The sequence below is a fragment of the Mesorhizobium sp. G2-6-1 genome, from assembly GCF_055809095.1.
In genome coordinates this window covers 721,795-748,453 of the sequence record NZ_CM147896.1, presented here as the reverse complement: position 1 = coordinate 748,453, position 26,659 = coordinate 721,795, and the positions used below count along the sequence as shown (strand labels likewise).

At 56.6% G+C, this 26,659-nt stretch carries 21 protein-coding genes and 3 pseudogenes; 9 read left to right on the top strand and 15 right to left on the bottom strand.

What is annotated here, in order from left to right; all coding sequences use genetic code 11:
• The first annotated feature begins 16 nt into the window (after positions 1 to 16).
• From AC0L7S_RS03595 to AC0L7S_RS03565, 7 genes and pseudogenes are all read left to right on the top strand, one after another.
• On the top strand, positions 17 to 667 hold the full coding sequence (locus AC0L7S_RS03595; RefSeq protein ID WP_473474161.1) for an RNA-binding protein: 651 nt from the start codon (positions 17 to 19) through the stop codon (positions 665 to 667).
• A pseudogene (gene infB, locus AC0L7S_RS03590) lies at positions 664 to 3,224 on the top strand (translation initiation factor IF-2). Before AC0L7S_RS03595 ends, infB begins: the two are co-directional and overlap by 4 nt.
• 201 nt (positions 3,225 to 3,425) lie before the next feature.
• Positions 3,426 to 3,836, top strand: coding sequence for a 30S ribosome-binding factor RbfA (gene rbfA, locus AC0L7S_RS03585; protein ID WP_473473112.1), 411 nt, complete (start codon positions 3,426 to 3,428; stop codon positions 3,834 to 3,836).
• Entirely contained in the window at positions 3,836 to 4,804 is a 969-nt protein-coding gene (truB, locus tag AC0L7S_RS03580; RefSeq protein ID WP_473473111.1) for a tRNA pseudouridine(55) synthase TruB, read from the top strand. Before rbfA ends, truB begins: the two co-directional genes overlap by 1 nt.
• Before the next feature lie 254 nt (positions 4,805 to 5,058).
• Entirely contained in the window at positions 5,059 to 5,328 is a 270-nt protein-coding gene (rpsO, locus tag AC0L7S_RS03575; protein WP_473473110.1) for a 30S ribosomal protein S15, read from the top strand.
• 276 nt (positions 5,329 to 5,604) lie between these two features.
• On the top strand, positions 5,605 to 7,752 hold the full coding sequence (gene pnp, locus AC0L7S_RS03570) for a polyribonucleotide nucleotidyltransferase (RefSeq protein ID WP_473473109.1): 2,148 nt from the start codon (positions 5,605 to 5,607) through the stop codon (positions 7,750 to 7,752).
• 164 nt (positions 7,753 to 7,916) lie between these two features.
• Complete coding sequence (locus AC0L7S_RS03565) at positions 7,917 to 8,927, top strand: class I SAM-dependent methyltransferase (protein WP_473473108.1); 1,011 nt, start codon at positions 7,917 to 7,919, stop codon at positions 8,925 to 8,927.
• Positions 8,928 to 8,981: 54 nt separating this feature from the next.
• Here the strand turns inward: AC0L7S_RS03565 and AC0L7S_RS03560 are convergent, their stop codons facing one another.
• From AC0L7S_RS03560 to fabA, 4 genes and pseudogenes are all read right to left on the bottom strand, one after another.
• Positions 8,982 to 10,532 carry a putative bifunctional diguanylate cyclase/phosphodiesterase gene (locus AC0L7S_RS03560; RefSeq protein WP_473474160.1) on the bottom strand — a complete coding sequence of 517 codons (1,551 nt, stop codon included), beginning with the start codon at positions 10,530 to 10,532 and terminating at the stop codon, positions 8,982 to 8,984.
• Between the two features lie 83 nt (positions 10,533 to 10,615).
• The gene (gene fabI / locus AC0L7S_RS03555; RefSeq protein WP_473473107.1) at positions 10,616 to 11,434 is read right to left on the bottom strand and encodes an enoyl-ACP reductase FabI; all 819 of its coding nucleotides are present in this window, start codon (positions 11,432 to 11,434) and stop codon (positions 10,616 to 10,618) included.
• Positions 11,435 to 11,445: 11 nt separating this feature from the next.
• Positions 11,446 to 12,665 (bottom strand): annotated as a pseudogene (gene fabB / locus AC0L7S_RS03550) (beta-ketoacyl-ACP synthase I).
• Positions 12,666 to 12,686: 21 nt separating this feature from the next.
• Entirely contained in the window at positions 12,687 to 13,205 is a 519-nt protein-coding gene (gene fabA, locus AC0L7S_RS03545) for a 3-hydroxyacyl-[acyl-carrier-protein] dehydratase FabA (RefSeq protein WP_473473106.1), read from the bottom strand.
• A 253-nt stretch (positions 13,206 to 13,458) separates the two neighbouring features.
• Between fabA and irrA the strand changes: the two genes are divergently transcribed.
• Positions 13,459 to 13,884 (top strand): iron response transcriptional regulator IrrA, encoded by a 426-nt coding sequence (irrA, locus tag AC0L7S_RS03540; RefSeq protein ID WP_473474159.1) that lies wholly within the window; start codon positions 13,459 to 13,461, stop codon positions 13,882 to 13,884.
• Between the two features lie 93 nt (positions 13,885 to 13,977).
• Here the strand turns inward: irrA and AC0L7S_RS03535 are convergent.
• Positions 13,978 to 14,534 (bottom strand): annotated as a pseudogene (locus tag AC0L7S_RS03535) (SH3 domain-containing protein).
• A 160-nt stretch (positions 14,535 to 14,694) separates the two neighbouring features.
• Between AC0L7S_RS03535 and AC0L7S_RS03530 the strand changes: the two are divergent.
• Complete coding sequence (locus AC0L7S_RS03530; protein ID WP_473473105.1) at positions 14,695 to 15,696, top strand: 2-hydroxyacid dehydrogenase; 1,002 nt, start codon at positions 14,695 to 14,697, stop codon at positions 15,694 to 15,696.
• 12 nt (positions 15,697 to 15,708) lie between these two features.
• Here AC0L7S_RS03530 and AC0L7S_RS03525 read toward each other — a convergent pair whose 3' ends face one another.
• From AC0L7S_RS03525 to AC0L7S_RS03480, 10 genes are all read right to left on the bottom strand, one after another.
• Entirely contained in the window at positions 15,709 to 16,122 is a 414-nt protein-coding gene (locus AC0L7S_RS03525) for an aconitase X swivel domain-containing protein (RefSeq protein WP_473473104.1), read from the bottom strand.
• Positions 16,119 to 17,372: an aconitase X gene (locus AC0L7S_RS03520; protein WP_473473103.1), complete on the bottom strand. Its 1,254-nt coding sequence runs from the start codon at positions 17,370 to 17,372 to the stop codon at positions 16,119 to 16,121. The genes AC0L7S_RS03525 and AC0L7S_RS03520 overlap by 4 nt, the downstream gene beginning before the upstream one ends.
• 6 nt (positions 17,373 to 17,378) lie before the next feature.
• Entirely contained in the window at positions 17,379 to 18,149 is a 771-nt protein-coding gene (locus AC0L7S_RS03515) for a molybdopterin-synthase adenylyltransferase MoeB (RefSeq protein WP_473473102.1), read from the bottom strand.
• A 29-nt stretch (positions 18,150 to 18,178) separates the two neighbouring features.
• The gene (gene recF, locus AC0L7S_RS03510) at positions 18,179 to 19,351 is read right to left on the bottom strand and encodes a DNA replication/repair protein RecF (RefSeq protein ID WP_473473101.1); all 1,173 of its coding nucleotides are present in this window, start codon (positions 19,349 to 19,351) and stop codon (positions 18,179 to 18,181) included.
• A 260-nt stretch (positions 19,352 to 19,611) separates the two neighbouring features.
• Positions 19,612 to 20,730, bottom strand: coding sequence for a DNA polymerase III subunit beta (dnaN, locus tag AC0L7S_RS03505; RefSeq protein ID WP_473473100.1), 1,119 nt, complete (start codon positions 20,728 to 20,730; stop codon positions 19,612 to 19,614).
• 197 nt (positions 20,731 to 20,927) lie between these two features.
• On the bottom strand, positions 20,928 to 22,469 hold the full coding sequence (gene dnaA / locus AC0L7S_RS03500; protein ID WP_473473099.1) for a chromosomal replication initiator protein DnaA: 1,542 nt from the start codon (positions 22,467 to 22,469) through the stop codon (positions 20,928 to 20,930).
• 803 nt (positions 22,470 to 23,272) lie between these two features.
• Positions 23,273 to 23,539, bottom strand: a complete 267-nt coding sequence (gene rpsT, locus AC0L7S_RS03495) for a 30S ribosomal protein S20 (RefSeq protein WP_473473098.1) — start codon at positions 23,537 to 23,539, stop codon at positions 23,273 to 23,275.
• Between the two features lie 161 nt (positions 23,540 to 23,700).
• Complete coding sequence (locus AC0L7S_RS03490; protein WP_473473097.1) at positions 23,701 to 24,474, bottom strand: enoyl-CoA hydratase; 774 nt, start codon at positions 24,472 to 24,474, stop codon at positions 23,701 to 23,703.
• Positions 24,475 to 24,510: 36 nt separating this feature from the next.
• Positions 24,511 to 25,401 (bottom strand): bifunctional DNA-formamidopyrimidine glycosylase/DNA-(apurinic or apyrimidinic site) lyase, encoded by an 891-nt coding sequence (gene mutM / locus AC0L7S_RS03485; protein ID WP_473473096.1) that lies wholly within the window; start codon positions 25,399 to 25,401, stop codon positions 24,511 to 24,513.
• The gene (locus tag AC0L7S_RS03480; protein WP_473473095.1) at positions 25,394 to 26,635 is read right to left on the bottom strand and encodes a phosphopentomutase; all 1,242 of its coding nucleotides are present in this window, start codon (positions 26,633 to 26,635) and stop codon (positions 25,394 to 25,396) included. Before AC0L7S_RS03480 ends, mutM begins: the two co-directional genes overlap by 8 nt.
• Between the last annotated feature and the right edge of the window lie 24 nt (positions 26,636 to 26,659).

Below are 26,659 nucleotides of genomic sequence, written 5' to 3'. Positions count from 1 at the left end.
GCGCCCCTTGGACGAGATGAACGATCGTACCTGCATCGTTACGCGCACCAGCGCCGAACCGGATGAACTGATCCGTTTCGTCGTCGGCCCGGACTCTGCCGTTGTTCCAGATCTGAAAAGAAATCTCCCTGGCCGAGGTTGCTGGGTCACGGCCAATCGCCTAAATATAGACAAGGCTGCTGCAAAGAACCTCTTTGCGCGTGCCTTCAAGGCACAGGTGGTCGTGCCGCCCGATTTGGGTGGCATGGTAGACGAACTGCTCTCCAGATCGGCACTGGGCATGTTGGGCCTCGCCCGCAAGGCAGGGGTAATCGCCCTTGGTGCCACAAAGGTTGAAAGTGCAGTACGTGGCGGATTGGCGCTGTTCGTTGCGCATGCGAATGAGGCGTCGCAAGACGGTATTCGCAAGATCAGCCAGGCGCGTCGCGCCACGGTTCATCTGGGTGGACCGGCGGTCCTAGCCTACAAACTTTTCTCCGAAGCCGATTTGAGTTTGGCATTGGGGGGCACAAATGTGATACATGCTGCCGTTCTTGCAGGTGATGCGGGAAAAGCGGTGGAGAAGCGCATGGTTGCGCTCGACCGTTACCGGGGCGGTACTCCGGACGATTTGGCGATGCTTGCGGCCGTCGCTGACGAAGATGATGTCGCAGAGGATGTGGAATGAGCGATACGAAATCGGACGACGACAAGACATTGAGCGTTACGCCGAAGAAGACTTTGACGCTGAAGCGGCCCGGTCTTGAGCAGGGCACGGTGCGCCAGAATTTTTCGCATGGCCGTACCAAATCGGTCGTTGTCGAAACCAAGAAGCGCAAGTTCAGCATACCCGGCGAGAAAGCTGAGCCGACGCCTGCCTCGGTCTTTACACCGAAGCCGGAGGTCGTCGCTCCCGCGCCTGTAGTGCAAGAAGCGCCCAAAGAGCAGGCTGCATCAGCCGAGCCTATCGTGCTGAATGAATTGTCGCAAAGCGAAATGGAAGCGCGGCGCAAGGCTCTCGAGGGCTCGAAAGCGCGCGAAGTCGAAGATCGTCAGCGCGCCTCGGAAGATGCCAAGCGCAGGGCCGATGAAGAAGAACGCCGCCAGCGCGAACGTGAGGAATCATTACGCCGCCAGGCCGAGGAAGAGGCACGGTTGCAGGCGGAAGGACAGGCACGTCGCCGCGCCGAGGAAGAAGCGCGCCGCCGCGAGCCGCAGGCTGCCGAGCCGGCTGTTGCCGACGACAGTGAAAACAGCAAGCCAAAGCGGGGTGCAACCCTCACTCCGGTGCGCCGTGTCGTGACGCCTGAGACACCGCGGCCAACCAAAACCAAGGGCGAGGAAGATCGTCGCCGCGGTAAATTGACGTTGAACAGCGCTCTGTCGTCCGAAGACGGTGATGCGCGGGCCCGCTCATTGTCGGCCATGCGTCGCCGCCAGGAGAAATTCAAGCGCGCGATGCATAGTAATGAGCCGCGTGAAAAGGTGATGCGCGAAGTGATACTGCCCGAAACCATCACGATCCAGGAACTTGCTCAGCGCATGTCCGAACGTTCGGTCGATGTGGTCAAATATTTCATGAAGCAGGGCCAGATCATGAAGCCCGGCGACGTGCTTGATGCAGATACAGCCGAACTGGTCGCCACCGAATTTGGCCACACGGTTCGCCGCGTTGCCGAGTCCGACATCGAGGAAGGCCTGTTCAACATTGCCGATAATCCCGAAGACCTCGCATCGCGTCCGCCTGTGGTCACGATCATGGGCCATGTCGATCACGGCAAGACCTCGCTTCTGGACGCCATCCGCAGTGCCAAGGTCGTGTCGGGAGAAGCCGGTGGCATCACCCAGCACATTGGCGCGTACCAGGTTGAGAAGAATGGTCAGAAGATCACCTTCATCGACACGCCTGGTCACGCCGCCTTTACGGCAATGCGTGAACGTGGCGCGCAGGCGACCGACATTGCCATTCTGGTCGTGGCCGCGGATGACAGCGTCATGCCGCAGACGGTTGAATCGATCAACCACGCCAAGGCGGCAGGCGTCCCGATCATCGTGGCGATAAACAAGATCGACAAGCACGAAGCGGACGCTCAAAAAGTCCGCTCGGAACTGTTGCGCCACGAAGTCTTCGTCGAATCGATGGGTGGTGAGGTGCTGGATGTCGAAGTTTCTGCCAAAAATGGCACCAATCTCGACAAATTGCTCGAGGCTGTCTTGCTGCAGGCTGAACTTCTTGACCTCAAAGCCAATCCGGACCGGACCGCCGAAGGCGTGGTCATCGAGGCACAGCTCGACAAGGGACGTGGTCCTGTTGCCACTGTTTTGATCCAGACGGGTACCCTCATGCCGGGTGACATTCTCGTTGCCGGCAACGAATGGGGCAGGGTCAGGGCGCTGATCGATGATCATGGCAAACAGGTCAAGGAAGCCCCCCGGCCATGCCTGTCGAGGTACTTGGCCTACAGGGAACACCACATGCCGGTGACCGTTTTGCGGTCGTCAACAACGAGGCGCGTGCCCGTGAAATCACGGAATACCGCCAGCGTTTGGCGCGTGATCTTGCCGTTGCCCGCCATGTCGGTCAGCGTGGTTCGCTCGAACAGATGATGTCGCAATTGCAGACGAGCGGGTTGAAGGAATTCCCGCTGGTCATCAAGGGTGACGTTCAAGGCTCCATCGAAGCAATTGATGCCGCGCTTGACAGTCTGGGAACCGAAGAGGTCAGAGCCCGTATCGTTCATTCGGGGGCCGGTGCCATCACTGAGAGTGATGTTTCACTTGCCTCGACCTCGAATGCCGCCATCATCGGCTTTAATGTGCGCGCCAATGTGCAGGCGCGTGCTGCGGCGGAAGCTGCGGGCATCGAAATTCGCTACTACAACATCATCTACAATCTGGTGGATGACGTGAAGGCGGCGATGTCGGGCTTGCTGTCACCGGAGCGCCGCGAAACCTTTATCGGCAATGCGGAAATCCTCGAAATATTCGACATCACCAAGGTCGGCAAGATCGCCGGTTGTCGTGTCACGGAAGGCAAGGTGGAGCGTGGTGCAGGTGTGCGCCTGATCCGCGACGATGTTGTCATCCACGAGGGCACACTCAAAACGCTGAAGCGCTTCAAGGACGAAGTTGGCGAGGTGCCGGGTGGACAGGAATGCGGCATGGCCTTCCAGAATTACGAGGACATGCGCGTCGGCGATGTCATCGAATGCTTCCGCGTCGAAATGGTAGCGCGCACGCTGTAACGCGTCGGCGCAATCGAAATGGGAGGCGGTTTACATCGCCTCTCGAACGCTTGGAGCGCCGGTGTGTCTAGAGATCGCACCGCGCCCCGATATTTTGGCATCGCATGATTTTCCCCGATGGTCCTGTTCGGATTTTCGGGCCATGCGCCAATCATGCGGCACGGTTCAATTCCGCGCCCCAGGATTTCAGGACCGAAAACCATGTCTCACTCTCCGCGTTCCGGCCCGTCACAACGCATGTTGCGTGTCGGCGAACAAGTACGCCATGCGCTTTCGGAAACGATGCAGCGTGGCGAAATCCTCGATCCGTTGATTGAATCTACGGTTATTTCCGTTTCGGAAGTTCGCATGTCTCCAGATTTGAAGATTGCCACTGCCTTCATTTCCCCACTCGGTGCTTCGGATGCCGAGGCCGTGGTTGAGGCGATGAACAAGCATGCGAAATTTTTGCGTGGCCGCGCCTCATCGGCATTGCGGCAAATGAAGTACATGCCGGAATTTCGCTTCCGGCTCGACACCAGCTACGACAATTTCGCCAAGATCAACGAATTGCTGCGCTCGCCAGAAGTGGCGCGCGATCTTGGCGATGACGATAAAAAGGATGCTGAGTGATGGGCCGTCGCGGCAAGAAGAAGGGCCGCCCGGTTTCCGGCTGGCTTGTGCTGGACAAGCCCGTTGGCATGGGATCGACGGACGCAGTTTCCAAGATCAAATGGTTGTTTCAGGCAGAAAAGGCGGGCCATGCCGGCACGCTTGATCCTTTGGCTTCCGGCATGTTGCCGATTGCCCTTGGCGAGGCGACGAAGACCGTCCCCTATGTTCAGGATGGCGCCAAGGTCTATCGCTTCACCGTTGCGTGGGGGGAAGAACGCTCGACCGACGATCTTGAAGGGCCTGTGACCAAGACTTCGCAGGAACGACCATCCAAAGCAGCGGTGGAAGTGCTTTTGCCTAAATATACCGGCGTCATCATGCAGACACCGCCGCAGTTTTCGGCAATCAAGATTGCCGGCGAGCGCGCCTATGATCTGGCGCGCGGCGGCGAAACCGTGGATATTCCACCTCGGGAGATCGAAATCGGACGTCTCGCCATCATCGAGCACGGCGATGACGCGACCATTTTCGAGATCGAATGCGGCAAAGGCACTTATGTGCGTTCGCTGGCGCGCGATATGGGACGCGACCTTGAATGTTTCGGATATATTGCCGATTTGCGGCGGACCGAGGTCGATCCATTCACGGCAGACGATTTCGTGACCATTGCCGAGCTGGAAGCTGCGCGCTTCGGCAGCGAGCCACAGCCGGATTCGAAATCGCCTGAAACTGTTGAACTGCCGGTCGATTTCACTGAAATCGATGCTCTTTTGGTCGATACAGTCGCGGCACTCGATTGCTTGCCACAAGTGCCAATCGGCGACGATGCGGCAACCCGGATCAGACTGGGTAATCCTGTCGTCATACGTGGGCGCGACGCGCCTCTTGATGCGGACGAAGCCTGTGCAACGGCGAGAGGCAAACTCGTGGCAATTGGCAGCATTGAACACGGCATGTTCAAGCCAAAGCGTGTTTTTGTTGGATAATTCGCACGCCAATAGCCGAGTGATATATTAAAATCGAACGCGCCCTGCCATTTCGCCCGAGAGGTTGAAGATATTTATCAGCGCGACATCGCGTGTACAGCAAAAACGGCCAGTGATTTGGTTCTGGCTTTTTTACGGAAACTGCTCTATACGCCGCCGCAGCATCGCCTCTGGCGCAATGCATGAACTGGCCTTTGCTGGACGACATCCCGGCTCTGGCGTCTTTCATACTCCAACAGACAAGGAGAAATACGATGTCGATTACTGCTGAACGCAAGACCGAATTGATGACCGAATTTGCCACCGTAAAAGGCGACACCGGCTCACCTGAGGTACAATGCGCTGTTTTGACCGAGCGCATCAAAAATCTGACCGAGCATTTCAAGGACCACAAGAAAGACAACCATTCCCGTCGTGGTCTGCTCGCACTCGTCTCCCAGCGCCGTAGTCTGCTTGATTATCTCAAGCGTAAAGACGTTGCGCGCTATCAGACGCTGATCGACAAGCTCGCTCTGCGCCGTTGACGAATTTCCGGCGGGTTTTCCTTGGAGAACCCGCCGGTTATGCATTTGGGCCGGCAATGTGCTGGCCTCAACCGGTTCCGGTGCGCATGAGGGCCACAATGGAACCGCCCATGGCCGGTCATGGGGCAGGATTGCAGGATGCTCGTACAGGCACCAATGCCTGATGCCACGAGCTTCATGTTGTCTTGCCCGTGACTGTCCGAGAAGGAAGCAAGGAAAAGGGATGTTGCGCGCAAAAAACTGCGCGACCCTTTCCGCATTCACGAAGGACAAGAAATGTTCAATCACCACAAAGTAGAAATCGAATGGGGCGGTCGTCCCCTTATCCTCGAAACCGGCAAGATCGCCCGTCAGGCCGATGGCGCTGTTCTGGCGACCTATGGCGAAACCGTCGTTCTTGCCACGGTCGTTTCGGCCAAGCAGCCCAAGCCCGGTCTCGACTTCTTCCCGCTGACCGTCAATTATCAGGAAAAGACATACGCTGCGGGCAAAATTCCAGGCGGTTATTTCAAGCGTGAAGGTCGTCCAAGCGAGAAAGAAACGCTGGTTTCCCGCCTTATCGACCGGCCAATTCGGCCACTCTTTGCCGCTGGATACAAGAATGACACGCAGGTGGTTATCACCGTTGTTCAGCACGATCTTGAAAATGATCCCGATATTCTCTCGATCGTTGCAACGTCGGCTGCGCTGACACTCTCCGGTGTGCCTTTCATGGGCCCGGCTGGCGGCGCGCGCGTCGGCTACATCAATGGTGAATATGTACTCAACCCGCATGTCGACGAGATGCAGGAATCCAAGCTCGATCTGATCGTTGCCGGAACGTCCGAAGCCGTGCTGATGGTTGAATCGGAAGCTCAGGAATTGCCTGAAGACCTGATGCTTGGTGCTGTCATGTTCGGTCACAAGGGCTTCCAGCCGGTCATCGATGCCATCATCAAGCTGGCCGAGGTTGCTGCCAAGGAACCCCGCGATTTCACCGCGCCGGACTACTCCGCGCTTGAAGCCGAAATGCTCAAGATCGGTGAAGCCGAACTCCGCGATGCTTACAAGATTACTGACAAGCAGCAACGCTATGTCGCGGTTGATGCCGTCAAGGCCAAGGTGAAGGAAGCCTTCGCTCCAGCCGAGGATGAAGAGCCGAAATATTCTTCAGAGCAGATCGCCACAGTCTTCAAGGAATTACAGGCAAAGATCGTTCGCTGGAACATTCTTGACACCGGCGGGCGCATTGATGGACGTGATCTCAAGACCGTGCGCAACATCGTATCCGAAGTTGGCGTTTTGCAACGCACCCACGGTTCGGCATTGTTCACGCGTGGCGAGACACAGGCTCTGGTCGTGGCGACGCTGGGTACGGGTGAAGACGAGCAATATGTTGATTCACTGACCGGCATGTACAAGGAGAAGTTCCTTCTCCACTACAACTTCCCTCCATATTCGGTTGGTGAAACCGGCCGTATGGGTTCGCCCGGACGGCGCGAAATCGGTCACGGTAAGCTGGCTTGGCGCGCCATTCGCCCAATGCTGCCTGCGGCTGACCAGTTCCCTTACACGCTGCGCGTTGTATCGGAGATCACCGAGTCCAACGGTTCGTCCTCCATGGCCACTGTTTGCGGCACTTCGCTGGCGCTCATGGACGCCGGTGTGCCGCTGGCCAAACCGGTTGCCGGCATCGCCATGGGACTCATCAAGGAAGACGAACGCTTCGCGGTTCTCTCCGATATTCTCGGCGATGAGGACCATCTTGGCGACATGGACTTCAAGGTTGCCGGAACAGAAGGCGGCATCACGTCCTTGCAGATGGACATCAAGATCGACGGCATCACCGAGGAGATCATGAAGATCGCTCTCGGTCAGGCCAAGGACGGACGCCTGCATATTCTGAGCGAGATGGCAAAGGCGCTTTCGGGCGCACGTTCCGAACTTGGTGAATTCGCGCCGCGCATTGAAGTCATGAGCATTCCGACCGACAAGATCCGCGACGTGATCGGTGCCGGTGGCAAGGTGATCCGCGAGATCGTCGAAAAGACAGGTGCCAAGATCAACATCGACGACGAGGGCACGATCAAGATCGCTTCTTCCAACGCCAAGGAAATCGAGGCCGCGAAGAAGTGGATTCACACCATCGTTGCCGAGCCTGAAGTCGGTGAGATTTATGAGGGCACGGTCGTCAAGGCTGCCGACTTCGGCGCATTCGTGAATTTCTTCGGCCCGCGCGATGGCCTGGTCCACATTTCGCAACTTGCAAACGAACGCGTCCAGAAGACAACGGACGTGGTCAAGGAAGGCGACAAGGTCTGGGTCAAGCTGATGGGCTTTGACGAGCGCGGCAAGGTTCGTCTTTCCATGAAGGTTGTTGATCAGGCAACCGGCAAGGAAATTGTCCAGGAAAAGAAGGCCAGCGGCGAAGAGAGTGCTGCCTGACGGCCAAACCGAGATTGGGGTGTCCCAACTGGGTTGTCCCAACTGGGTTGTCCCAAGTGCAGGTTTTCCAGACATGAACAACACGGGCGCGTCGCAGGGCGCGCCCGTCTTCGTTTGAAGTCACACAAATCCAAGCGTCTCCTAAACATCGAGTAACCAATCAAATGCCCGCCGAGCAATTAAAGACGCTTTTTCATCCATTCGAGGCTGGCGTCGTGCCTGTGATGGGAAAGGGGAGGCGCGTTTTGTTCCTTGGCGCGGAGCCGGGGTTTCGCGTTCCCGAGGGGTTCGATGCAGAACTACAGTGCGTCCAGAGCTTTCGTCCTCATTTCAGGGCGCTTCAAATGTCAGGGTTTACGGTCACTCCACGCATTGAAGGCAACGATTTCAATGCTTGTCTCGTGCTTGCCGGGCGTCACCGTGGACAAAACGAGCAGCTTATTGCCGAAGCCATCGAGCATGTCGTTCCCGGTGGTTTGATCCTCGTTGCAGGCAGCAAGGATGATGGCATTGCATCATTGCGCAAGCGCATGGGTGCCCTTGTCGCACTGGAAGGGCATTTGCCGAAATACCACGGCATGGCCTTCTGGTTCAGGCGTATCGATGCAGATGCAGCCGCAACACAACTGCGCGCCGCAAACCCGCCTCTGCACATAGAAGGCCGTTTCAATACCGCACCGGGAATGTTTTCGTTTGCCAGGATTGACGCCGGTTCCCGGCTCCTGGCCGAAAACCTGCCTTCTGAAATGCACGGTCATGTTGCCGATTTCTGCGCCGGTTGGGGATATTTGGCAGCCGAAATGGCCGCGCGTGCGCCTGCAATTTCGGCATTGGATCTCTATGAGGCCGATTTCGAGGCGCTGGAAGCAGCGCGCGTGAATGTCGGCAGCAAATGCGAGGCACGCTTCATGTGGGCCGACCTGATGAGCGAAGCGGTTGGGGTTCGCTACGACATGATCGTCATGAACCCGCCATTTCATCGTTCACGGGCGGCCGAGCCAGAAATTGGGACTTCGCTTATCCGGGTTGCCGCGAAATCGTTGAAACCGGGTGGGCGTCTGTTCATGGTTGCAAACCGGCAATTGCCCTATGAAACGACGCTGGCGGCAGCATTTTCCAGCCACAGTGAACTTGCCCGTGACGGCACGTACAAGGTTTTGACTGCGCGGCGTTAAATCAATCCCAGGAAAGCCAATAGCGACTCTTCCGCATTCGGCCTCGGCCTGTGATCAGGCGATCGACGCAAGCTTCACTACATTCGTTGCAGGAATGGCGTGATATTCCCGCTGTAGTGTTTCCAATGGACCGGGGCGGCCAAACAGGAAGCCTTGAACAACCTCACAGCCGGCTGCCTTGAGCAATGTAACCTGGTTCTCGGTTTCCACGCCTTCGGCGATGATGCTGACCCCAAGCGCACGAGAAAGCCCGACGATGGTCGAAACGACAGCGCCCGAATTTGCGTCCGTATCGAGACGGCTGACAAAAGACCTGTCGATCTTCAGTTTGCGGAACGAAAAATCGACGAGATAGCTAAGGTTCGAATAGCCGGTGCCGAAATCGTCAACGGCAACGGAAATGCCCATGTCGGAAAGTTGGCGAAGGATCTCTGCGGCCCGCACCCTGTCCTGCATCATCGCCGTCTCCGTTATTTCCAGTTCGATTCGGGAAGGAGCGATGCCGGCACTCGAGACCGCATTATGCACCAGATTCACGAACCCCTTGGTCATGAATTGAACGGGCGAGATGTTGACGGCCATAAAACAGTCATCGGGAATATGGCGTGACTGCTGACATGCCTTGCGCAAAACCCATTCGCCGAGCGGGCCGATCATCCCAGTCTCTTCGGCGATTGGAATGAACTCCATCGGTGGGATTATGCCGCAATAGGGATGCTTCCAGCGGATCAGGGACTCGTAACCGACGGTGCGACCTGTGACCGTGTCGATCTGCGGCTGGTAATAAAGATCGAAATCGCCTCGCTTGAACGCCGTCTGAAGTTCCGATTCGATCCAGCGCCGATATTCGGCAACCTCACCCATTTCGTTATGAAAAACGGACCAGTTTCCAATGCCACAGGCTCTTGCGTTTTGCATTGCCAGATTGGAGCGGCGCAGAACCATGGCAGGGTCAACGCCATCCTTGGGCATTGCCGCGATTCCCACGGACAGGCTTACCGATTGCAGATGATTGGAAAGCTGGAACGGCTCCATCATTTTCTCGATGAGCTGTTCGACGACAGGCTCGATTGATGCAAGGCTGGCGTGATCGGGATAGAGGATTGCAAATTCCCCGGCGCCGATGCGCCCCATTGTCGTGCCTTCAGGCATGAGGGTGCGAAGACGCTCGGCAAATGCCAGCAAAAGCTCGTCGGCATACATGGTGCCGATGGCATCATTGATCTGCTTCAGGCGATCCACATCGACGTTGATGAGATAGACAGGGTCGCCTGTTTGCAAAGTCCCAAGTGCCGCCTGTTTGATTTTTTCAAGCATAGCGGTTTGCGCCAGCAGACCGGATATCTTGTCGATGCTGATGACTTCATCGACATAATCTTTGGATTCGCTGATGCCCGCGAAGAAAGATATGGCAGCACCCGCCGAGGCAAGCGCACACAGCGCTGCGACGACATAGACGATAGTGCCCGCTTGCAGGCTGGAAACACCAGCACCGTTCCCGAAACTCAGTCCCCACACGCCAAGAACGAAGCTGCCAATTCCGGAACTTGCAATCGTAATAAGCCGAAAAACCAGCGTGCGATGCGGGTTCTTGACAGCATTCACCATAGATGAAATCTCCGAGTGTGGGGATTTCTTACAGGAATCTCCTTAAGGTTGTGTTTCCGGCTGAACGCAAGTTGTGTGATTCAAATCTGCGCCTTGTCGGCGTCCATGCCCTTGAGTTCGTCCAGCGACGGCATGGAAACGATATGATAGCCCGAATCGACATAGTGGATTTCGCCCGTCACCCCCGAAGAGAGATTTGACAGAAGGTAGAGCGCAGAACTTCCCACTTCGTCGATGGTCACTGTGCGGCGCAATGGCGAATTGCGCTGCTGATAGCTGAACATATGGCGCGCATCGGAAATACCGGCCCCTGCCAGCGTTCGCACAGGGCCTGCTGAAATGCCATTGACGCGGATGCCGCGCGGACCATAGTCGTTTGCAAGATAGCGCACGCTCGCTTCTAGCCCTGCCTTGGCAACGCCCATGACATTGTAATTGGGCATGACGCGCACCGACCCCGCATAAGTCAGCGTGATCATAGAGCCACCGTCTCGCATCAAACGTGCCGCGTGGCGGGCAACTTCGGTGAACGAGTAGCACGAGATGACCATCGTGCGGACGAAATTCTCGCGTGTTGTATCCGCGTATAGACCCTTGAGTTCATTCTTGTCGGAAAAGCCAATGGCGTGAACGACGAAGTCCAGCCCGCCCCAGGCTTCTTCGATTGTATCGAAAGTGGCAGCAAGTGAAGCACCGTCTTCCACGTCACAGGGAATGATCAGTTCAGCCCCCAGCTTTTCCGCAAGCGGCTTGACACGTCGGCCAAAAGCCTCGCCCTGATAGGTGAAAGCCAGCTCCGCGCCCTGCTCGGCCAGTTTGCGCGCTATGCCCCAGGCGATCGAATGGTCATTGGCCACGCCCATGACAAGACCGCGCTTGCCCTTCATCAATCCATCCATGCCCGTGACCTTTATGCCGAATAGCGTTGAAAAATCAGCGTGGCGTTGGTGCCGCCGAACCCGAATGAATTGGACAAGACAGTGTCGATCTTGGCGTTGTCGATCCTTTTGCGCACGATTGGCATGCCTTCAAACTCGGGGTCGAGTTCTTCGATATGGGCGCTTTCGCCGATAAAGCCGCCTTGCATCATCAAGATGGAATAGATCGATTCCTGCGCGCCAGCAGCACCCAGTGAATGGCCGGTCAGCGACTTGGTCGAGGTGATGTTGGGCATCTTGTCGCCAAACACCTCGCGTATCGCGCCCATCTCCTTGGAATCGCCAACAGGCGTCGATGTTCCATGCGTGTTGATGTAGTCGACATCTGTCGAAATGGTCGAAATGGCTTGGCGCATGCAACGTATCGCGCCTTCGCCCGATGGCGCCACCATGTCATATCCGTCCGAAGTCGCACCGTAACCAACAACTTCAGCATAAATTTTGGCGCCGCGCGCCTTGGCGTGTTCCAGTTCTTCCAAAATCAGAACACCAGCCCCACCGGCAATAACAAAGCCGTCGCGATTGACATCATAGGCGCGTGATGCTGCCGACGCATTGTCGTTGAACTTGGATGACATGGCACCCATGGCGTCAAACAGGTCCGACATTGTCCAGTCGAGGTCTTCATGGCCGCCGGCAAAGACGATGTCCTGCTTGCCCCACTGGATCAGTTCATATGCATTGCCGATGCAATGCGCCGATGTCGAACAGGCTGACGAGATCGAATAGTTGACGCCGTGAATCTTGAACCATGTGGCAAGCGTGGCCGAAGCGGTTGACGACATCGCCTTTGGCACCGCGAACGGACCGATCCGTTTCGGGCTGCCGTTTTTCAATGTTGTTTCGGCGGCCTCGACGATTGTGCGCGTCGAGGGGCCACCTGATCCCATCACAATGCCCGTGCGGTCATTTGTAATGTCGTTTTCTTCAAGGCCGGCATCGGCTATCGCCTGATCCATGGCGACGTGGTTCCACGCCGCGCCCTTCGACAGGAAGCGCATTGCCCGCCGGTCGATAAGCGTGGACGGGTCGAGTGTCGGCGCCCCCATACCTGGCACCGGAAGCCGTGTTCGGCAAACTCGTCCGAAAAACTGATGCCGGATTTGGCGCCATGGAGTGAGTTTTGAACCTCGGTGGCGTCGTTGCCAATCGAGGATACAATGCCAATGCCAGTGACGACGACTCGTCTCATATTGCTCTCCTGGAACAGATGTCAGGCGGTTGCGTCCTGTTTGGACAGGCCAACCTTCAGATCGCTGGCCCTATATATGGTCTCACCGTCAGCCTTTAACCAGCCATCGGCTATCCCCAAGACGAGGCGGCCGCGCATCACACGTTTGAAATCGATGCCATATTCCACCAGTTTCACCGACGGCGTCACCATACCCTTGAATTTCACTTCACCGGTGGAAAGGGCCATGCCTTTACCCTGTTCGCCAAGCCAGCCAAGAAAGAAGCCGGTGAGCTGCCACATGGCATCCAGCCCCAAGCATCCCGGCATAATCGGGTTGCCGATGAAATGGCAGGGAAAAAACCACAGGTCGGGCTTGATATCGAACTCCGCGCGCACAAAGCCCTTGTCGAACTCGCCGCCGGTTTCGCTGATTTGCGTGATACGGTCGAACATCAGCATCGGCGGGCTGGGGAGTTGGGCATTGCCTTCGCCAAACAGATCGCCTCGCGCGCATGCCAGCAGTTCTTCATAGCCGTAACTGGATTTCGAATCCGCCATCAACATCGTCCCCCTGCTTTGTCCGGGCGCGCCGGCACCCAAAATTACTTCAGTGACACAGTCCGTTTCGGGTTGGAAACCGGTAATTGTGCCGCAATGTGGCTCTAACCCGCTGATTTCTTCGGGTCAATGCGCGCTATTGATCGTATGCCTATGACAGAATATATCTGGTGGTGTGTCATAGTTTTGATTGATGTCCATAATTTGCCTGTATCGGGCTTTAGGGACTGGGTGGATGGATCGTTTGGCGTCTATGGGTTCAGTTGGCCAAAGAGAAAGGAACGCTGTGGATAAGCGGGTGCGGGAAGCTGGCCTCAGGCCGACTCGTCAGCGCGTTGCATTGGCCGATCTGCTCTTTGCAAAAGGAGACCGTCACCTTTCTGCGGAGGAATTGCACGAGGAGGCGCTTGCCGCTGGCGTGCCTGTTTCATTGGCCACCGTCTACAATTCCCTGCATCAGTTCACTGAAGCGGGATTGCTGCGCATTCTTGCTGTCGAGGGGTCAAAGACCTATTTCGACACCAATACGTCCGATCATCATCACTTTTTCGTTGAAGGCGAGAACCGGGTTTATGACATCGACAGCGGCCCGGTGACGATTGGCAATATGCCGGAACCGCCTGAAGGCATGGAAATCGCCAATGTCGATATCGTCGTGAGGCTCCGCCGGAAACGCTGATTCAAAGCAATTCCAGGAAAAGTGTGCAGCGGTATTCCGTCCGGAATTGCGTAAGAGAAAGCATTCAATTCTAGGAAAAGTGTGTGGCGGGGCTCAGTCTTTCACTTTTTCGCCCGGATATGCCCCCAGACAACCGATTGGCTAAGCCAGCCGGTATGCCCGCCAAGCGTCATTTCGCACCATTGCCCGTCGCAGGACTTGATCGAGCCTATCACGCCCGGCTCGATGATGGCGACGACACGGGCATCCTTTTTGGGATCGCCGAGAAGATTGATTCGTGTGTCTTTGCCCTGCTGCCAGGGTGCGACGATGGCGGTCCGCTTGCCTGATAGCAGCGATTGATTGATCCAGCCTTCGGAACCATCCGCATCGCGCACGCGCCGCCATGTGTCATATTCCTGGATGATCTCCATCGGCAGGCCGGCTTTCATATACATCCAGTCCACCGAATAATTGGTGCCGGGCCCAACGCGCGAATTCACGCGCGCAGCCTTGAGGCTGACAAAGCGCGGTAGCGGCAGGCCACTGGGCCCGAGCCTTATATTTTGTGCAGTTGTTGCCGCAGCTTGTACAGGCACTTGCATGCCCATAAGCGCGCCGCCGAGCATGGCTGCACTGAAAGTCAAACGTAGCGATGCGAGCCAAGACACTTTGAATTCCTTGTTGTTGGCACCGGCTTGTCTTTCCGTGCCCTTTTTCTTTGTCTTCGCCGCCCCCACTTGTTACAGGAAGAAGTCGGGCCGCGACCGCTTTGCAGTTTCGCCCGTCTTGGTTAAAGAGGTCTCAACAGGATCCGGGGTCGAGGAAAAAATGGCCGGCAAGAAGAAACCTCTCGTCGTCATTACGCGTAAACTGCCGGATCCGGTTGAAACGCGAATGCGTGAGTTGTTCGACGCACGTCTTATCGTGGAAGATCGTCCCATGACGCAGCCCGAGCTTGTCGCGGCTGTCAAGGAGGCCGACGTATTGGTCCCGACAGTCACCGATATGATCGACGCCGCACTGATTGCCCAAGCCGGTCCGAACCTCAAGCTCATTGCCAATTTTGGCAACGGCATCGACAAGATTGATATCGCCGCCGCTGCGGAAAAAGGCATTACCGTCACGAATACGCCGGGTGTCTTGACGGAAGACACAGCCGACATGACATTGGCGTTGATACTGGCAGTGCCAAGACGGTTGACCGAGGGTGCCAATGTCTTGCCGGACGGAAAAACATGGGCTGGTTGGTCGCCGACCTGGATGCTGGGCCGCCGTATTTGGGGCAAGCGCCTCGGCATAGTCGGCATGGGCCGCATTGGAACTGCGGTTGCCAGACGCGCAAAGGCCTTTGGCCTTTCAATCCACTATCACAATCGAAATCGTGTGTTGCCAACGGTCGAAGACGAACTGGAGGCAACCTACTGGGACAGCCTCGACCAGATGCTCGCGCGCATGGATATTGTCTCGATCAATTGTCCCTCGACGCCTGCAACATTCCATCTCTTGTCGGCGCGCCGTCTGGCGCTGATGCAGCCGAACGCCTATCTGGTCAACACGGCGCGTGGCGACCTCATTGATGAAGAGGCTCTGGTCAAGCTGATCGAAGATGGCAAGATTGCCGGTGCCGGCCTCGATGTCTACGAGAATGAGCCGGCGTTGAACGCGAAGCTCCTGAAGCTGTCGGCCAAGGGCAAGGTCGTGCTTTTGCCGCATATGGGGTCGGCAACGCTTGAAGGTCGCATCGACATGGGCGAGAAGGTCATCATCAACATACGCACATTCTTCGATGGGCATCGCCCACCTGATCGGGTTTTACCGCTGCGGACGTGATCTCTCACCCCTTCAGGCGATTTTGCTGATAGCGCCGTTGCTCTCGATCCTCACCGATTTTTCACGGAAGGCTTCAAACTTTTCGCAGTCGAGTTTAACCGCCAAAGGCGTTTCCCAAGTCATTTCACGCGCAACGATCAGCCCAAGAAGCAGGATCGCATCGGGTTCATGCATGATGATTGCCGCTGGCGCATTCCGGCTGTGAACGAGTTCCAAAAGAACCGCCGAAGCTGCCGATGAGCCGATCGTTCCGGGTAAAAACAGAACACGTCCTGCAACATTTTCACCGTGCTGAGGGTGGCGCACGTCTTCAATGCGACCGCTCTGCGGGTTGACGCCGCCCCAAAAACTGATTGGAGCGGTCAGTATCAGTGCCAGCCCTTCGCCGCCGCTGCCCGACACCAGAATTTCGAGTTGCGTACTCATACCTGCATGTCCGCGAATATCGGCTTGCCAGCGACGGCGCTTTCGACACAATCGGCCAGCGATCCATAAATGACCGAGTAGCCCGTATTGCCCGGCGCATAATGGGCGAATTTGCCGGAGTTGGTCATCAGGATACCGCCGCTCATATCCGGCAATATAGGGGTCACCACCACACAAGTATCGGCAACAATGACAACGCCTGCCGCTTCCAGGACGCTTCTTGTGTCGTCATTTTCCAATTCGCCGACCACGTAACGCCCGGTACAGGCATGGATTGGAACTTTTAACCGCCGCGTGCCGATCAGGTCCTTCAACCGCCCGAACTCTGCCAGCGACAGATGCGGGCTGCCTATCGCCACCGCGTCAATGGCAGCGGCATCGCGCGCCGTCGAAAGGTTCGCTCTGGCAGCTTGCACCATCTGAGGTGTGACGCGGATAGTTTTTTCAGGTGCAATGGTGCCAAGCGCTGTTTGCGTATCCGGAGCTTCAGGTGTCACACCCGCAATATGGAAAAGCCCAACGGCTCCCGATGATGCGGCGGCTGCGCCGAAGGCTTTCAACTCGTCTTCGCTGGGAGTGTTTTGCACCCCTGTCATCACGGCAACCGCGTTCCCGACCTCGCGGCCGTAAAGGCTGCCCAGTATGGGCCAGGCGATTTCAGACGAAAGAAAGGAGGCGGGCAAATCAGATACATCGAAGACAAGCCGCGCTCTGCGATTTTCATTCAGGTGCAGGCCATAATCGGGCGCAACGCCCGCAATGGCGCAGGCGATATCGAGAAAATCGCCGTAGCGATTGGTGCGGGCACCCAGAACTGAATTGCAAAACACCACGGCATTGGATTCACCCCAGGCAACATTGGTGCCGAAAGCGGGGCGATGCCCAGCCTGATATGGCGCGCAGGTCCAACTCTGCTCGCAGCCCAGTTTGCGATAAGCATCCATCATCCGCCGCGCCATGCCGCGTTGCGGTTCTTCCAGGCGAACGCGGGAGCACCCCATCAGGTCCAGTGATCCGACATTCAAAGTCGAACGCACCGCAACCCGTGCGCCGCTGTCGACCAACCGTTCGGCAAAAAGCGTTCCCGAGTCCCCATGATAGAGCGCACAATCAATATGTGCCGAGGCAACGGGAATGAGACGCGGTGCGCCAAGCAGTCGCGCACTTTCTGCCACGATGCGCATGGCGATGGCAGCGCCGTCGCTTCCGGCAGCAATAGCCTGTTCGTTTTGGGTAAGGGTCAGCGCCATGTCGCTCTATTTCCGGTTCTTCGAGTGCGTATAGCGGATCGTATCGAAGCGTGCCGCCAGTGCATCATAGAGCATCAATCTGCCAATCAAAGGCTCACCGATACCTGTAATCAGCTTGATGGCTTCCATTGCTTGCAGCGTACCTATGACCCCCGTCAACGCACCCACAACACCAGCGGCGGCGCATGACGGAACCAGCCCCGGTGGTGGCATATCGGGGAAAAGATCCCGGTAGCCGGGATTTTGCAAACCCTTCTCGTTTGTCTCGAAAGGCTTCAAAACAGTCACCGAACCATCGAACCGCCCAACGGCGGCGTGAACCAGCGGCAGTTGTTGCGCCTCGCAAGTGTCGGCGAGCGCGTAGCGCGTTTCGAAATTGTCAGAACCGTCGACGACAATGTCGTATGGTGCAACAAGGGCAGGGGCATTTTGCGCTGTAAGATGCACTTTATGTAAGTTAACTCTAACATTGGGATTGATACGGAGGATCGCCGTTTTGGCGCTTTCCACCTTTGCCAGACCAATCGACGCGGTTTCGTGAATGATCTGCCGTTGCAGGTTCGACAGCGACACCGTGTCATCATCGACAATGCCGAGCGTGCCCACACCTGCGGCTGCCAGATATTGAAGCACCGGCGCGCCAAGTCCGCCGGCCCCCATCACCAGAACCCTTGCGCGCTTCAATTTCTGTTGGCCCATGCCGCCGATCTCCGGCAGCACGATATGGCGCGCGTAACGTTCCAGTTCTTCGTCGGTGAGCGGGGTGGCGGTCATCATCTGCACCATAGCTTTCCTGAAAATACTTGTCAGTCGCTATTGGTAGGGCCAGCCGCACCATGATCGACCGTCAGGAATTGCGCTCTCCCTGCGAGGCTGGAAAACAGAGCGGCATCTGTCCCTGTCATGAATGCCTGACAGTCCAGTTCTTCGAGGATGGAAAACAGGGCAGCACGCCTGCCGGGATCGAGATGGGCCGCGATTTCGTCGAGCAGCAGGATCGGCGCCATGCCCGACATCTCGCCAGCCAATCGCGCATGTGACAAGACGACGCCGACCAGCAAGGCCTTCTGCTCGCCGGTTGAGCACAATTCCGCAGGCATCGCTTTGGGACGATGATGCACAACGAGGTCCGATCTGTGTGGGCCATCCAGAGTGCGCCCCGCAGCGCGATCACGCTCGCGCCCGGTGGCAAGTGCGCTTCGAAAGTAATCCTCCACATCAACCGATGCCGCCATGTCTATACGGCTTTCCAATTCACCCGAAAGGCTGATATCGGCTTTTGGAAACGGGTTATCATTTGGCAATCGGTCGATCATGGCGGCAAGAAGGCGCACCAATTCGACCCTTGCCGCGGCAATCGCGACGCCGGTTTCAGCCATTTGCGTCTCAATGGCGTCGAACCATGCATTGTCGCGCGAATTTTCAGTCAACAGCCGGTTGCGGCCGCGCATCGCCTTTTCGTAAGTCAATGCACGTTGCCCATGACTGGCATCAATCGCCAGAACCAGACGATCCAGAAACCGCCGCCTGTCTCCAGCCGAACCGGTGAAAAGCGTGTCCATTGCAGGGGTGAGCCAAACCACGCGCACCCATTCCAGGAGACTTTCGGCGGATCGTGCCTGGGCACCATTGATCTTGATCCGCCTGCCGCCTTCTCCGGCTGCATCGCCTCCCATAACGCCGGTTCCGATTTCGACAGCTCCATCGGGGCCATCAAGCCGGGCGTGCAAAGCAAACCCGCCATCACCCGGTGAGCGGGCGATGTCGGCATAGGGCGCGCGGCGCAAACCGCGCCCCGGTGTCAGAAGTGAAACGGCTTCGAGAAGATTGGTTTTGCCAGCCCCGTTGTCACCGGTCAAAACGACCGCACCCGGATGCAAGTCAAGCGATAGCGCGGAATAGTTACGAAAATTCGTAAGTGACAGCTTACTTATATGAATCTGCTGGCGTCGATTTCCACTCTGTTCAATCGAGGTCATGGCCTTACTGCAATGGAGAACCAGTGAGATTCATCCCAGAAATTCCAGGAAAAGTGTGTAGCGGTTTTCCGTTCGGAATTTCGTGAAAACAAATATTCTGAGCAATTCCAGGAAAAGTGTGTAGCGGTTTTCCGTTCGGAATTTCGTGAAAACAAATATTCTGAGCAATCCAGGAAAAGTGTGTAGCGGTTTTCCGTCCAGAATTGCGCAAAAGCAAAAAAATGCAGCGGCTCAGTGGTTCGATCAAAAGCTGAACCGTTCTAGACCCGCATCGGCATCAGCACATAGAGCGTGTTTGCATCGTTGCTGTCATGGATCAATGTTGGCGATCCGGCATCGGCCAGCATGAACTCGGCCTCGCTGCCTGTCAGTTGGGCCGCAACATCGAGCAAATAGCGGGCGTTGAAACCGATTTCGATCGGATCGGACGAATAGTCCGCCGCAAGTTCTTCGGTCGCACTTCCAGAATCCGGGTTGTTGACGGCCAGAGTCAACTGTCCTTCGGCAATGGTCAGTTTCACCGCACGGCCACGTTCCGACGAGATGGTCGAAACCCGGTCGACCGCTGCCGCAAAGGTCTGGCGGTCAATAGTGAGTTTCTTGTCATTGCCTGTCGGGATCACACGTTGATAGTCCGGGAATGTCCCGTCGATCAGTTTGGATGTCAGCACGACACTGCCGACCGTGAAGCGGATCTTGGTGTCCGAAAGCTCGGTGGTGACGGCAATGTCGGGCGCGTCAACCAGCTTTTGCAACTCGCTGACCGTCTTGCGCGGAATGATGATACCCGGCATGCCCTCGGACCCTGCCGGTGCATCGATTTCACTGCGCGCCAGCCGATGCCCGTCGGTTGCCACCGACCGCAGCTTCAGCTTCCCGTCCACCTCAAATGCATGCAGGTAGATGCCATTCAGATAATAGCGGGTCTCCTCGGTCGAGATGGCAAATTGCGTCTTCTCGACAAGGCCTTTCAGCGCCGTGGAATCGAGCCGGAAAATGTGAGGAAAAGAACCGGCCGACAATTCGGGAAAATCCGATTGCGGCAGGCATTGAAGGCGAAAACTGGACCGCCCGGAGGTGACGGTCATGGCATTGCCATCCTCGTCGGTCTTCAACATCACTTCGGCGCCATCAGACAGCTTGCGCACAATGTCGTAGAGAAGGTGGGCGGGAACCGTTGTTGCCCCGGCATTTTCGACTTTGGCAGGTGTGGCCTCCGTCACCTCCAGGTCAAGATCCGTTGCCTTCATTTCAAGGCTGGCACCGTCAGCATTCAGGAGAACGTTGGACAGGATAGGGATCGTGTTGCGACGCTCGACCACCCGGTGAACGTGGTTAAGCGCCTTGAGAAGGTTGGACCGTTCGAGGATTACACGCATGACGAAACAGGCTCGCTTGAATGAAAAGTCAGGTATTCGAATCGGTCGCCCGCGGCAGTCCGAACTCGTTGGAATTTCGTTCAAACTGACAGGAAAATGTTGCCGAAAGCAAGCCCGCGAACGCTGTTAACGCCGCAGACTTTGCCATTCTGGGGATAAACTGACGAGGTGGGCGCAACCCTGCTCGTCAGCGCGTGTCACGCTTGGTCGTTGATGAGCCTTCTAAGCAACTCAAGCTCTTGGGCCAATGTGTTATCCGCACCGGAAAGATCTTCGATTTTTCGCACTGCATGCAACACCGTCGTATGGTCGCGACCACCGAAACGACGTCCGATTTCCGGCAGTGAGCGCGGTGTCATCACTTTTGACAGATACATTGCCACTTGCCGCGGCTTGACGATGGTGCGGGTACGCCGATTGGAAAGCAGTTCGGTCTTGGACACATTGTAGTGACGCGCAACGACACGCTGAATGTCTTCGATACGCACGCGCTTTGGTTCACCGGCGCGATAGATATGGCCGAGAATTTCGTCAATGCGGTCAATCGTGATCTGCGGTTCAAACGACTGGCGGAAAAGCAACTGATTGAACGCGCCCTCGAGTTCGCGTCCGCTGCCTGTGATCGTGCGGGCGACATGATCGAGGATTTCCTCGGAAATGTTGAGCGAGGGGTCTTCGATTTTTGCAGCCTCGAGCCGAAGCGTGAGCATGCTCAGGCGCATAGTGAAATCGGGTGCCGACATTTCAAGCGCCACGCCGCCATTCAGCCTTGAGCGAACCCGGGGTTCCAGCGATTCCAGTTCCGAGGGTGGGCGGTCGGCCGCAACCACCACCTGCTTGGCGCTGTCGAGCAGCATATTGATCAAGTGGCAGAATTCGTGCTGGATCGACTTGCCTTGCAAAAATTGCATATCGTCGATGATCAGAAGGTCAATGTCGCGCAACTGCTCTTTGAGGGTAAGCGCATTGTTGTCCCGGATTGCAGTCGCAAAGCGCCACATGAAATATTCCGCTGTCAGATAGACGACGCGCGATCTTGGGTTCTGTTTTAGAGATTCAGCGGCAATTGCCTGAAGCAGATGCGTCTTGCCCAGTCCAACTGTGGCATGCAGGAACAAAGGATTGAAGCGAACGGCGCTCGATTGCGATTCCGCCACGGCCCGTGCCGCGGCAAAGGCAACACGGTTGGATGGTCCTTCTATGAAGGACTCGAACGTGTAACGCGGGTCGAGCGGCGAGCCGAGTACGCTTTGACGAAATTCGGTGTCAGCCACGCCACTGCGCATGCCGGGCATCCGTTCTGCCTTGTTTGCGCTCAACGCGCTGGAAGAAAGAGCGGTCTGTGTCTGGCGCGCCGTAACCTTGCGCGCGGTGGCAACTTCACTGTCGGTAGCACGCACAAGGCGGGTGGCGCTTCTGACAACGATCTCGACTTTGATGACTTCGGGGTCTTCCTGCTTCCACAACTCGACAATCTGATCGAGGTAGTGACCGTTGATCCAGGATCGCAAAAACGCCGTCGGCACCGACATGCGCACAATGCCCTTCGATGACTCCGCGACTTTCATGCGTCCGAACCAGCTCGAATAGACCTCTGTTCCAAGGCGCGCTTTCAATTGCGCCCTGATACGCTCAAATTTTTGGTCCACGTCACCGGAAGCTTTCATGTCGTTCCCTTTGACCATTTTCCCAGAAAAAGGGAAGTCATTATCAGGCTCCCTGTTGATGCCGCTCTGCATTGGTGAGTTCCCGCCTTTTGTTCATGCTCGCCGAGAGCACATTCGCGTGGCTCCTGGCATCCTCGTTTAGGTCTGTTCATCGCCGCCGCCGGTCGCTGAACATTTGTGGTCGTCAAAGAAGCCTCCACCGGCCCCTTGTGTTCTCGCCACGGCAATGCGCGCAGCATCAACCGCCCGGCGAATTGCCGGTGCGCAATCAACTCGTCATATTCAATTACCCCAGTCCCCTTACTCACACCGAAAGGACAAACCAACCCACGCCGCAGAGTGTATCCGCAGCACAAACGCTACCAATTTTGGTTGGGTTGAGGGCGCGAGGCCCATCCCTTTCGATGGACGGACATTACCGAAATCGCTGCGGGAAGGGCAAGGCCGACTCTAACGGATTTTTAACGAATCTGGCTAATTAGTGCTATTTGCGGCACACACCAAATAAGGGCCATGACCCCAAAGCTATTGGGATTCAAACCCTTTTCCCGACAAGGCGAAAAAGGTAGCCGGCGCGATTCTTTTTTTAATATTTTGCTTGACAGCCACTTGTACCCGATTGCGCCACTTCAATGTGAATAAGCTGTGGACCACCTTCTATAAGCTATTGAAAATAAAGCGATTTTTATGACACGCGTTATAAAATTCCAAGGCTGGGAATGTCCACGCATTGAATATACGGCCATAATTCTGTGCCAGCTGCAATCGATGCAGAAGCATTCTTTATAACAGTGATTTTTAATATTTACCGCGCACGAAAAAAACCCGGCAAAAATCACCGGGTTTTCCAAAATTATGGCGCTTGAAGGAGAGTTTTAGGCCGAAAGCGACTTCACGCGCTGAGCCAGCCGCGAAACTTTGCGCGAAGCTGTATTCTTGTGCATGACGCCTCTTGTCGCGGCACGCATCAATTCCGGCTGCGCCGCCTTGAAGGCTGTTTCGGCTGCCGTCTTGTCTCCGGCGGCCAAAGCCTCCTCAACCTGACGAACATATGTCCGGATACGCGAACGGCGATTTTTGTTGATCGCTGTACGACGAACGATTTTGCGCGTAGCCTTTTTGGCCGATGATGTGTTGGCCATGATGCCTCTCTTTTGATCTCTGCAGTGGCGCACGCGAAATGCCGCAAGGCGCAAAAACAAATGGGCAGCCAAGTGGCCGCCACAGTTGATGCGGCTTATAGTTCAGCTTTTCCGGCGCGTCAATCTAGGACTAAACTCTTTTTGGATAACACCCACATTGCTTAGCGATTGTTGAAATTTGGCTTCCGCTTTTCGGCAAATGCGGCCATGCCTTCTTTCTGATCTTCCAGCGCAAACATCGAGTGGAACAGGCGTCTCTCAAAACGCAGGCCCTCGCTCAACGTCACCTCGTAGGAACGGTTGACCGCCTCTTTTGCCATGATGACGGCGGGAAGCGAAAAGGCAGCGACCTTTGCCGCCGCCGCAAGTGCTTCCTCCAGCAACTTGTCCGCAGCTACGACCCGCGAAACAAGGCCGGACCGCTCCGCTTCACTGGCGTCCATCATGCGCCCCGTCAGGCACATGTCCATCGCCTTCGACTTGCCGACGAAACGCGTCAACCGTTGTGAGCCTCCCATGCCGGGCATGACGCCAAGCGTGATTTCGGGTTGCCCGAACTTGGCGCTGTCGGCAGCGATGATGAAATCGCACATCATGGCAAGCTCGCAGCCGCCGCCAAGCGCATAGCCCGCGACCGCGGCGATGATCGGCTTGCGGGTGCGCGTAAATTCCTCCCAACCGGCAAAGAAATCCTCGAGATAGGCCTCTACATAGGATTTCGACTGCATCTCCTTGATATCCGCACCGGCAGCAAACGCTTTTTCGGAGCCGGTGATGACGATAGCGCCGATCGCCGGGTCGCCGTCAAAGGCTTTGGTTGCGCCAAGGAGATCTGACAAGGCCTGGGTGTTCAACGCGTTCAGCGCCTTTGGCCGGTTCAGCGTGATCAGGCCGACCTTACCGCGTGTCTCGGTGAGAATAGTCTCATAGCTCATGGCTGTATCTCCTCAGGGTCATGTGTCCGCTGTATCTCAATGCTGGCAGATGCGGCAATAAAATGTCGACCTGCCGCTCTGCACGATGCGTTCGATGTGCCCACCACATCCGGGCGTCATGCAGGGCTCGCTTTCGCGGTCATAAACCGCAAAGGAATGCTGAAAATACCCCAAAGACCCGTCTGTGTGCATGTAGTCGCGTAACGACGAGCCACCGGCGGCAATGGCATCGGCGATGACGGAGCGGATGGACTGGGCGAGACGCTCGCTCTGCGTTCGCGCTTTCTTGCTGTTTCTGGCCAGCGTTCCCGCTCCGCGCAATGGCGAAAGACCTGCGCGCCATAGCGCTTCCGCCACATAGATATTGCCAAGTCCTGCGATCAGGCGCTGGTCGAGAAGGGCAGCTTTCAAGGGTGCCTTGCGATCCTTGAACAGCGTGGCAAGAAGCGCACCGTCCAGTGCATTGCCCGTCGGCTCGATACCAAGGCCGGCAAGCATCGGATGGTCGTCAAGTGATGTTTCACAAAACAGCATGAAACCGAAGCGCCGTGGGTCGTTGAAAACGACGCGATAGGCTTGCCCCGTTGCTGAGCGGATATCGAAGACGACATGATCGTGCGCGCCGTTCTTCGAACGCGCATGGTGAAACGCGCCCGGTGTGCCGCCAGTGAGGCTTTCCTCGATGCGAAAGGAACCGGTCATGCCGAGATGGCAAATCAGAATTGGGCCGCCATCGACATGCATCGTCAGATATTTCGCGCGCCGGCCAAGCGCGCCAATCGTCTTGTTCTTCAGCAGTTCGACGAATTTTTCCGGGAAAGGAAAGCGCAGATTGGGGCGGCGCAGTTCGACATTGTCGATATGTGCTCCCTCCAGAACCGGTTGCAGACCACGCCGAACCGTCTCAACTTCAGGTAATTCAGGCATGGCCGCTTATTGATTTGTAAAATGACGAGCCATGCGGGCCGGGCGCCAGGCCAAGATGTTCGGCCACCGTTTCGCCGATATCGGCAAATGTCGGTCGCAGGCCGATATCGCCGCCGTTGAAACCGGGGGCAATGCCGATCACCGGAATTCGCTCGCGCGTGTGGTCGGTGCCGCGCCATGTAGGGTCATTGCCGTGATCTGCCGTCAAGATGAGCAAGTCACCCGGATGAAGTCGCTGAAATGCCTCGGGCAAACGCCGATCGAAAGCTTCCAGCGCGCCCGCGTAGCCTGCCACATCGCGTCGATGGCCGAACTCGGTGTCGAAGTCGACGAAATTGGCAAAAACAAGATCTCCCGCACGCGCATCATCCATTGCGCTGAGCGCCTTGTCGAACATTGCCATGTTACCTACACCTTTGCGAATTTCGGAAATCCCACGGTGGGCGAATATATCGCCGATCTTGCCGATGGCGATCACACGGCCATCGCTCGCCGAAACCCGGTCCAGAAGTGTCGGCTCTGGTGGAGGTACGGAATAATCGCGGCGGTTTGGCGTGCGTATGAATGTGCCTTTTGTCTCGCCCAGGAAAGGACGTGCAATAACCCTGCCAATTTTCAGCGGGTCGCAAAGCCTGCGCACGACCTCACAGAATTCATAAAGCCGTTTGAGCCCGAAATGCGTTTCGTGGGCCGCGATCTGGAGCACCGAATCGACAGACGTATAACAGATCGGTTTGCCTGTCTCGATGTGCTCTTCACCAAAGGTCTCGATCACTGTTGTTCCAGCGGCATGACAATTGGCCAAAATTCCTGCCATCTTGCCTTCGACAATCATCGCATCGGTCAGTGTGGTGGGGAAGGCCGGAACCGTGTTTGGAAAATACCCCCAGTCGAAGCGAACAGGCAGCGCCGCGATCTCCCAATGGCCTGACGGCGTGTCCTTGCCGCTGGAGATTTCTTGCGCCGCGCCGTGAAAGGAACTCGCAAGCGGCGTGTCTCCCTCATTGCCAAAAGAAAATCCGGTGGCGATCTCCGACGCTTTGCCAAGTCCAAGACGGACCATGTTCGGTATATGAAGGGGACCCCGGCGCAATCCTTCGCGATCGCCATCACCGGCTGCGCAAGCCTTTGCGATATGCCCGAACGTATTGGCACCTGCGTCGCCATAAAGGTCGGCGTCTGTCGCCCCGCCGATGCCGAAGGAATCGAGAACAAAAATGAATGCGCGCGTCATATGAGCCTTGAGGTGCTAACTTGA

Excerpts from the sequence above, each read along its gene's own strand:
- AC0L7S_RS03595 (WP_473474161.1), top strand. The coding sequence starts at position 17 with ATGAACGATCGTACCTGCATCGTTACGCGCACCAGCGCCGAACCGGAT.
- rbfA (WP_473473112.1), top strand. The coding sequence starts at position 3,426 with ATGTCTCACTCTCCGCGTTCCGGCCCGTCACAACGCATGTTGCGTGTC.
- truB (WP_473473111.1), top strand. The coding sequence starts at position 3,836 with ATGGGCCGTCGCGGCAAGAAGAAGGGCCGCCCGGTTTCCGGCTGGCTT.
- rpsO (WP_473473110.1), top strand. The coding sequence starts at position 5,059 with ATGTCGATTACTGCTGAACGCAAGACCGAATTGATGACCGAATTTGCC.
- pnp (WP_473473109.1), top strand. The coding sequence starts at position 5,605 with ATGTTCAATCACCACAAAGTAGAAATCGAATGGGGCGGTCGTCCCCTT.
- AC0L7S_RS03565 (WP_473473108.1), top strand. The coding sequence starts at position 7,917 with ATGCCCGCCGAGCAATTAAAGACGCTTTTTCATCCATTCGAGGCTGGC.
- fabI (WP_473473107.1), bottom strand. The coding sequence starts at position 11,434 with ATGGATGGATTGATGAAGGGCAAGCGCGGTCTTGTCATGGGCGTGGCC.
- fabA (WP_473473106.1), bottom strand. The coding sequence starts at position 13,205 with ATGGCGGATTCGAAATCCAGTTACGGCTATGAAGAACTGCTGGCATGC.
- irrA (WP_473474159.1), top strand. The coding sequence starts at position 13,459 with ATGGGTTCAGTTGGCCAAAGAGAAAGGAACGCTGTGGATAAGCGGGTG.
- AC0L7S_RS03530 (WP_473473105.1), top strand. The coding sequence starts at position 14,695 with ATGGCCGGCAAGAAGAAACCTCTCGTCGTCATTACGCGTAAACTGCCG.
- AC0L7S_RS03525 (WP_473473104.1), bottom strand. The coding sequence starts at position 16,122 with ATGAGTACGCAACTCGAAATTCTGGTGTCGGGCAGCGGCGGCGAAGGG.
- AC0L7S_RS03520 (WP_473473103.1), bottom strand. The coding sequence starts at position 17,372 with ATGGCGCTGACCCTTACCCAAAACGAACAGGCTATTGCTGCCGGAAGC.
- AC0L7S_RS03515 (WP_473473102.1), bottom strand. The coding sequence starts at position 18,149 with ATGATGACCGCCACCCCGCTCACCGACGAAGAACTGGAACGTTACGCG.
- recF (WP_473473101.1), bottom strand. The coding sequence starts at position 19,351 with ATGACCTCGATTGAACAGAGTGGAAATCGACGCCAGCAGATTCATATA.
- dnaN (WP_473473100.1), bottom strand. The coding sequence starts at position 20,730 with ATGCGTGTAATCCTCGAACGGTCCAACCTTCTCAAGGCGCTTAACCAC.
- dnaA (WP_473473099.1), bottom strand. The coding sequence starts at position 22,469 with ATGCAGAGCGGCATCAACAGGGAGCCTGATAATGACTTCCCTTTTTCT.
- rpsT (WP_473473098.1), bottom strand. The coding sequence starts at position 23,539 with ATGGCCAACACATCATCGGCCAAAAAGGCTACGCGCAAAATCGTTCGT.
- AC0L7S_RS03490 (WP_473473097.1), bottom strand. The coding sequence starts at position 24,474 with ATGAGCTATGAGACTATTCTCACCGAGACACGCGGTAAGGTCGGCCTG.
- mutM (WP_473473096.1), bottom strand. The coding sequence starts at position 25,401 with ATGCCTGAATTACCTGAAGTTGAGACGGTTCGGCGTGGTCTGCAACCG.
- AC0L7S_RS03480 (WP_473473095.1), bottom strand. The coding sequence starts at position 26,635 with ATGACGCGCGCATTCATTTTTGTTCTCGATTCCTTCGGCATCGGCGGG.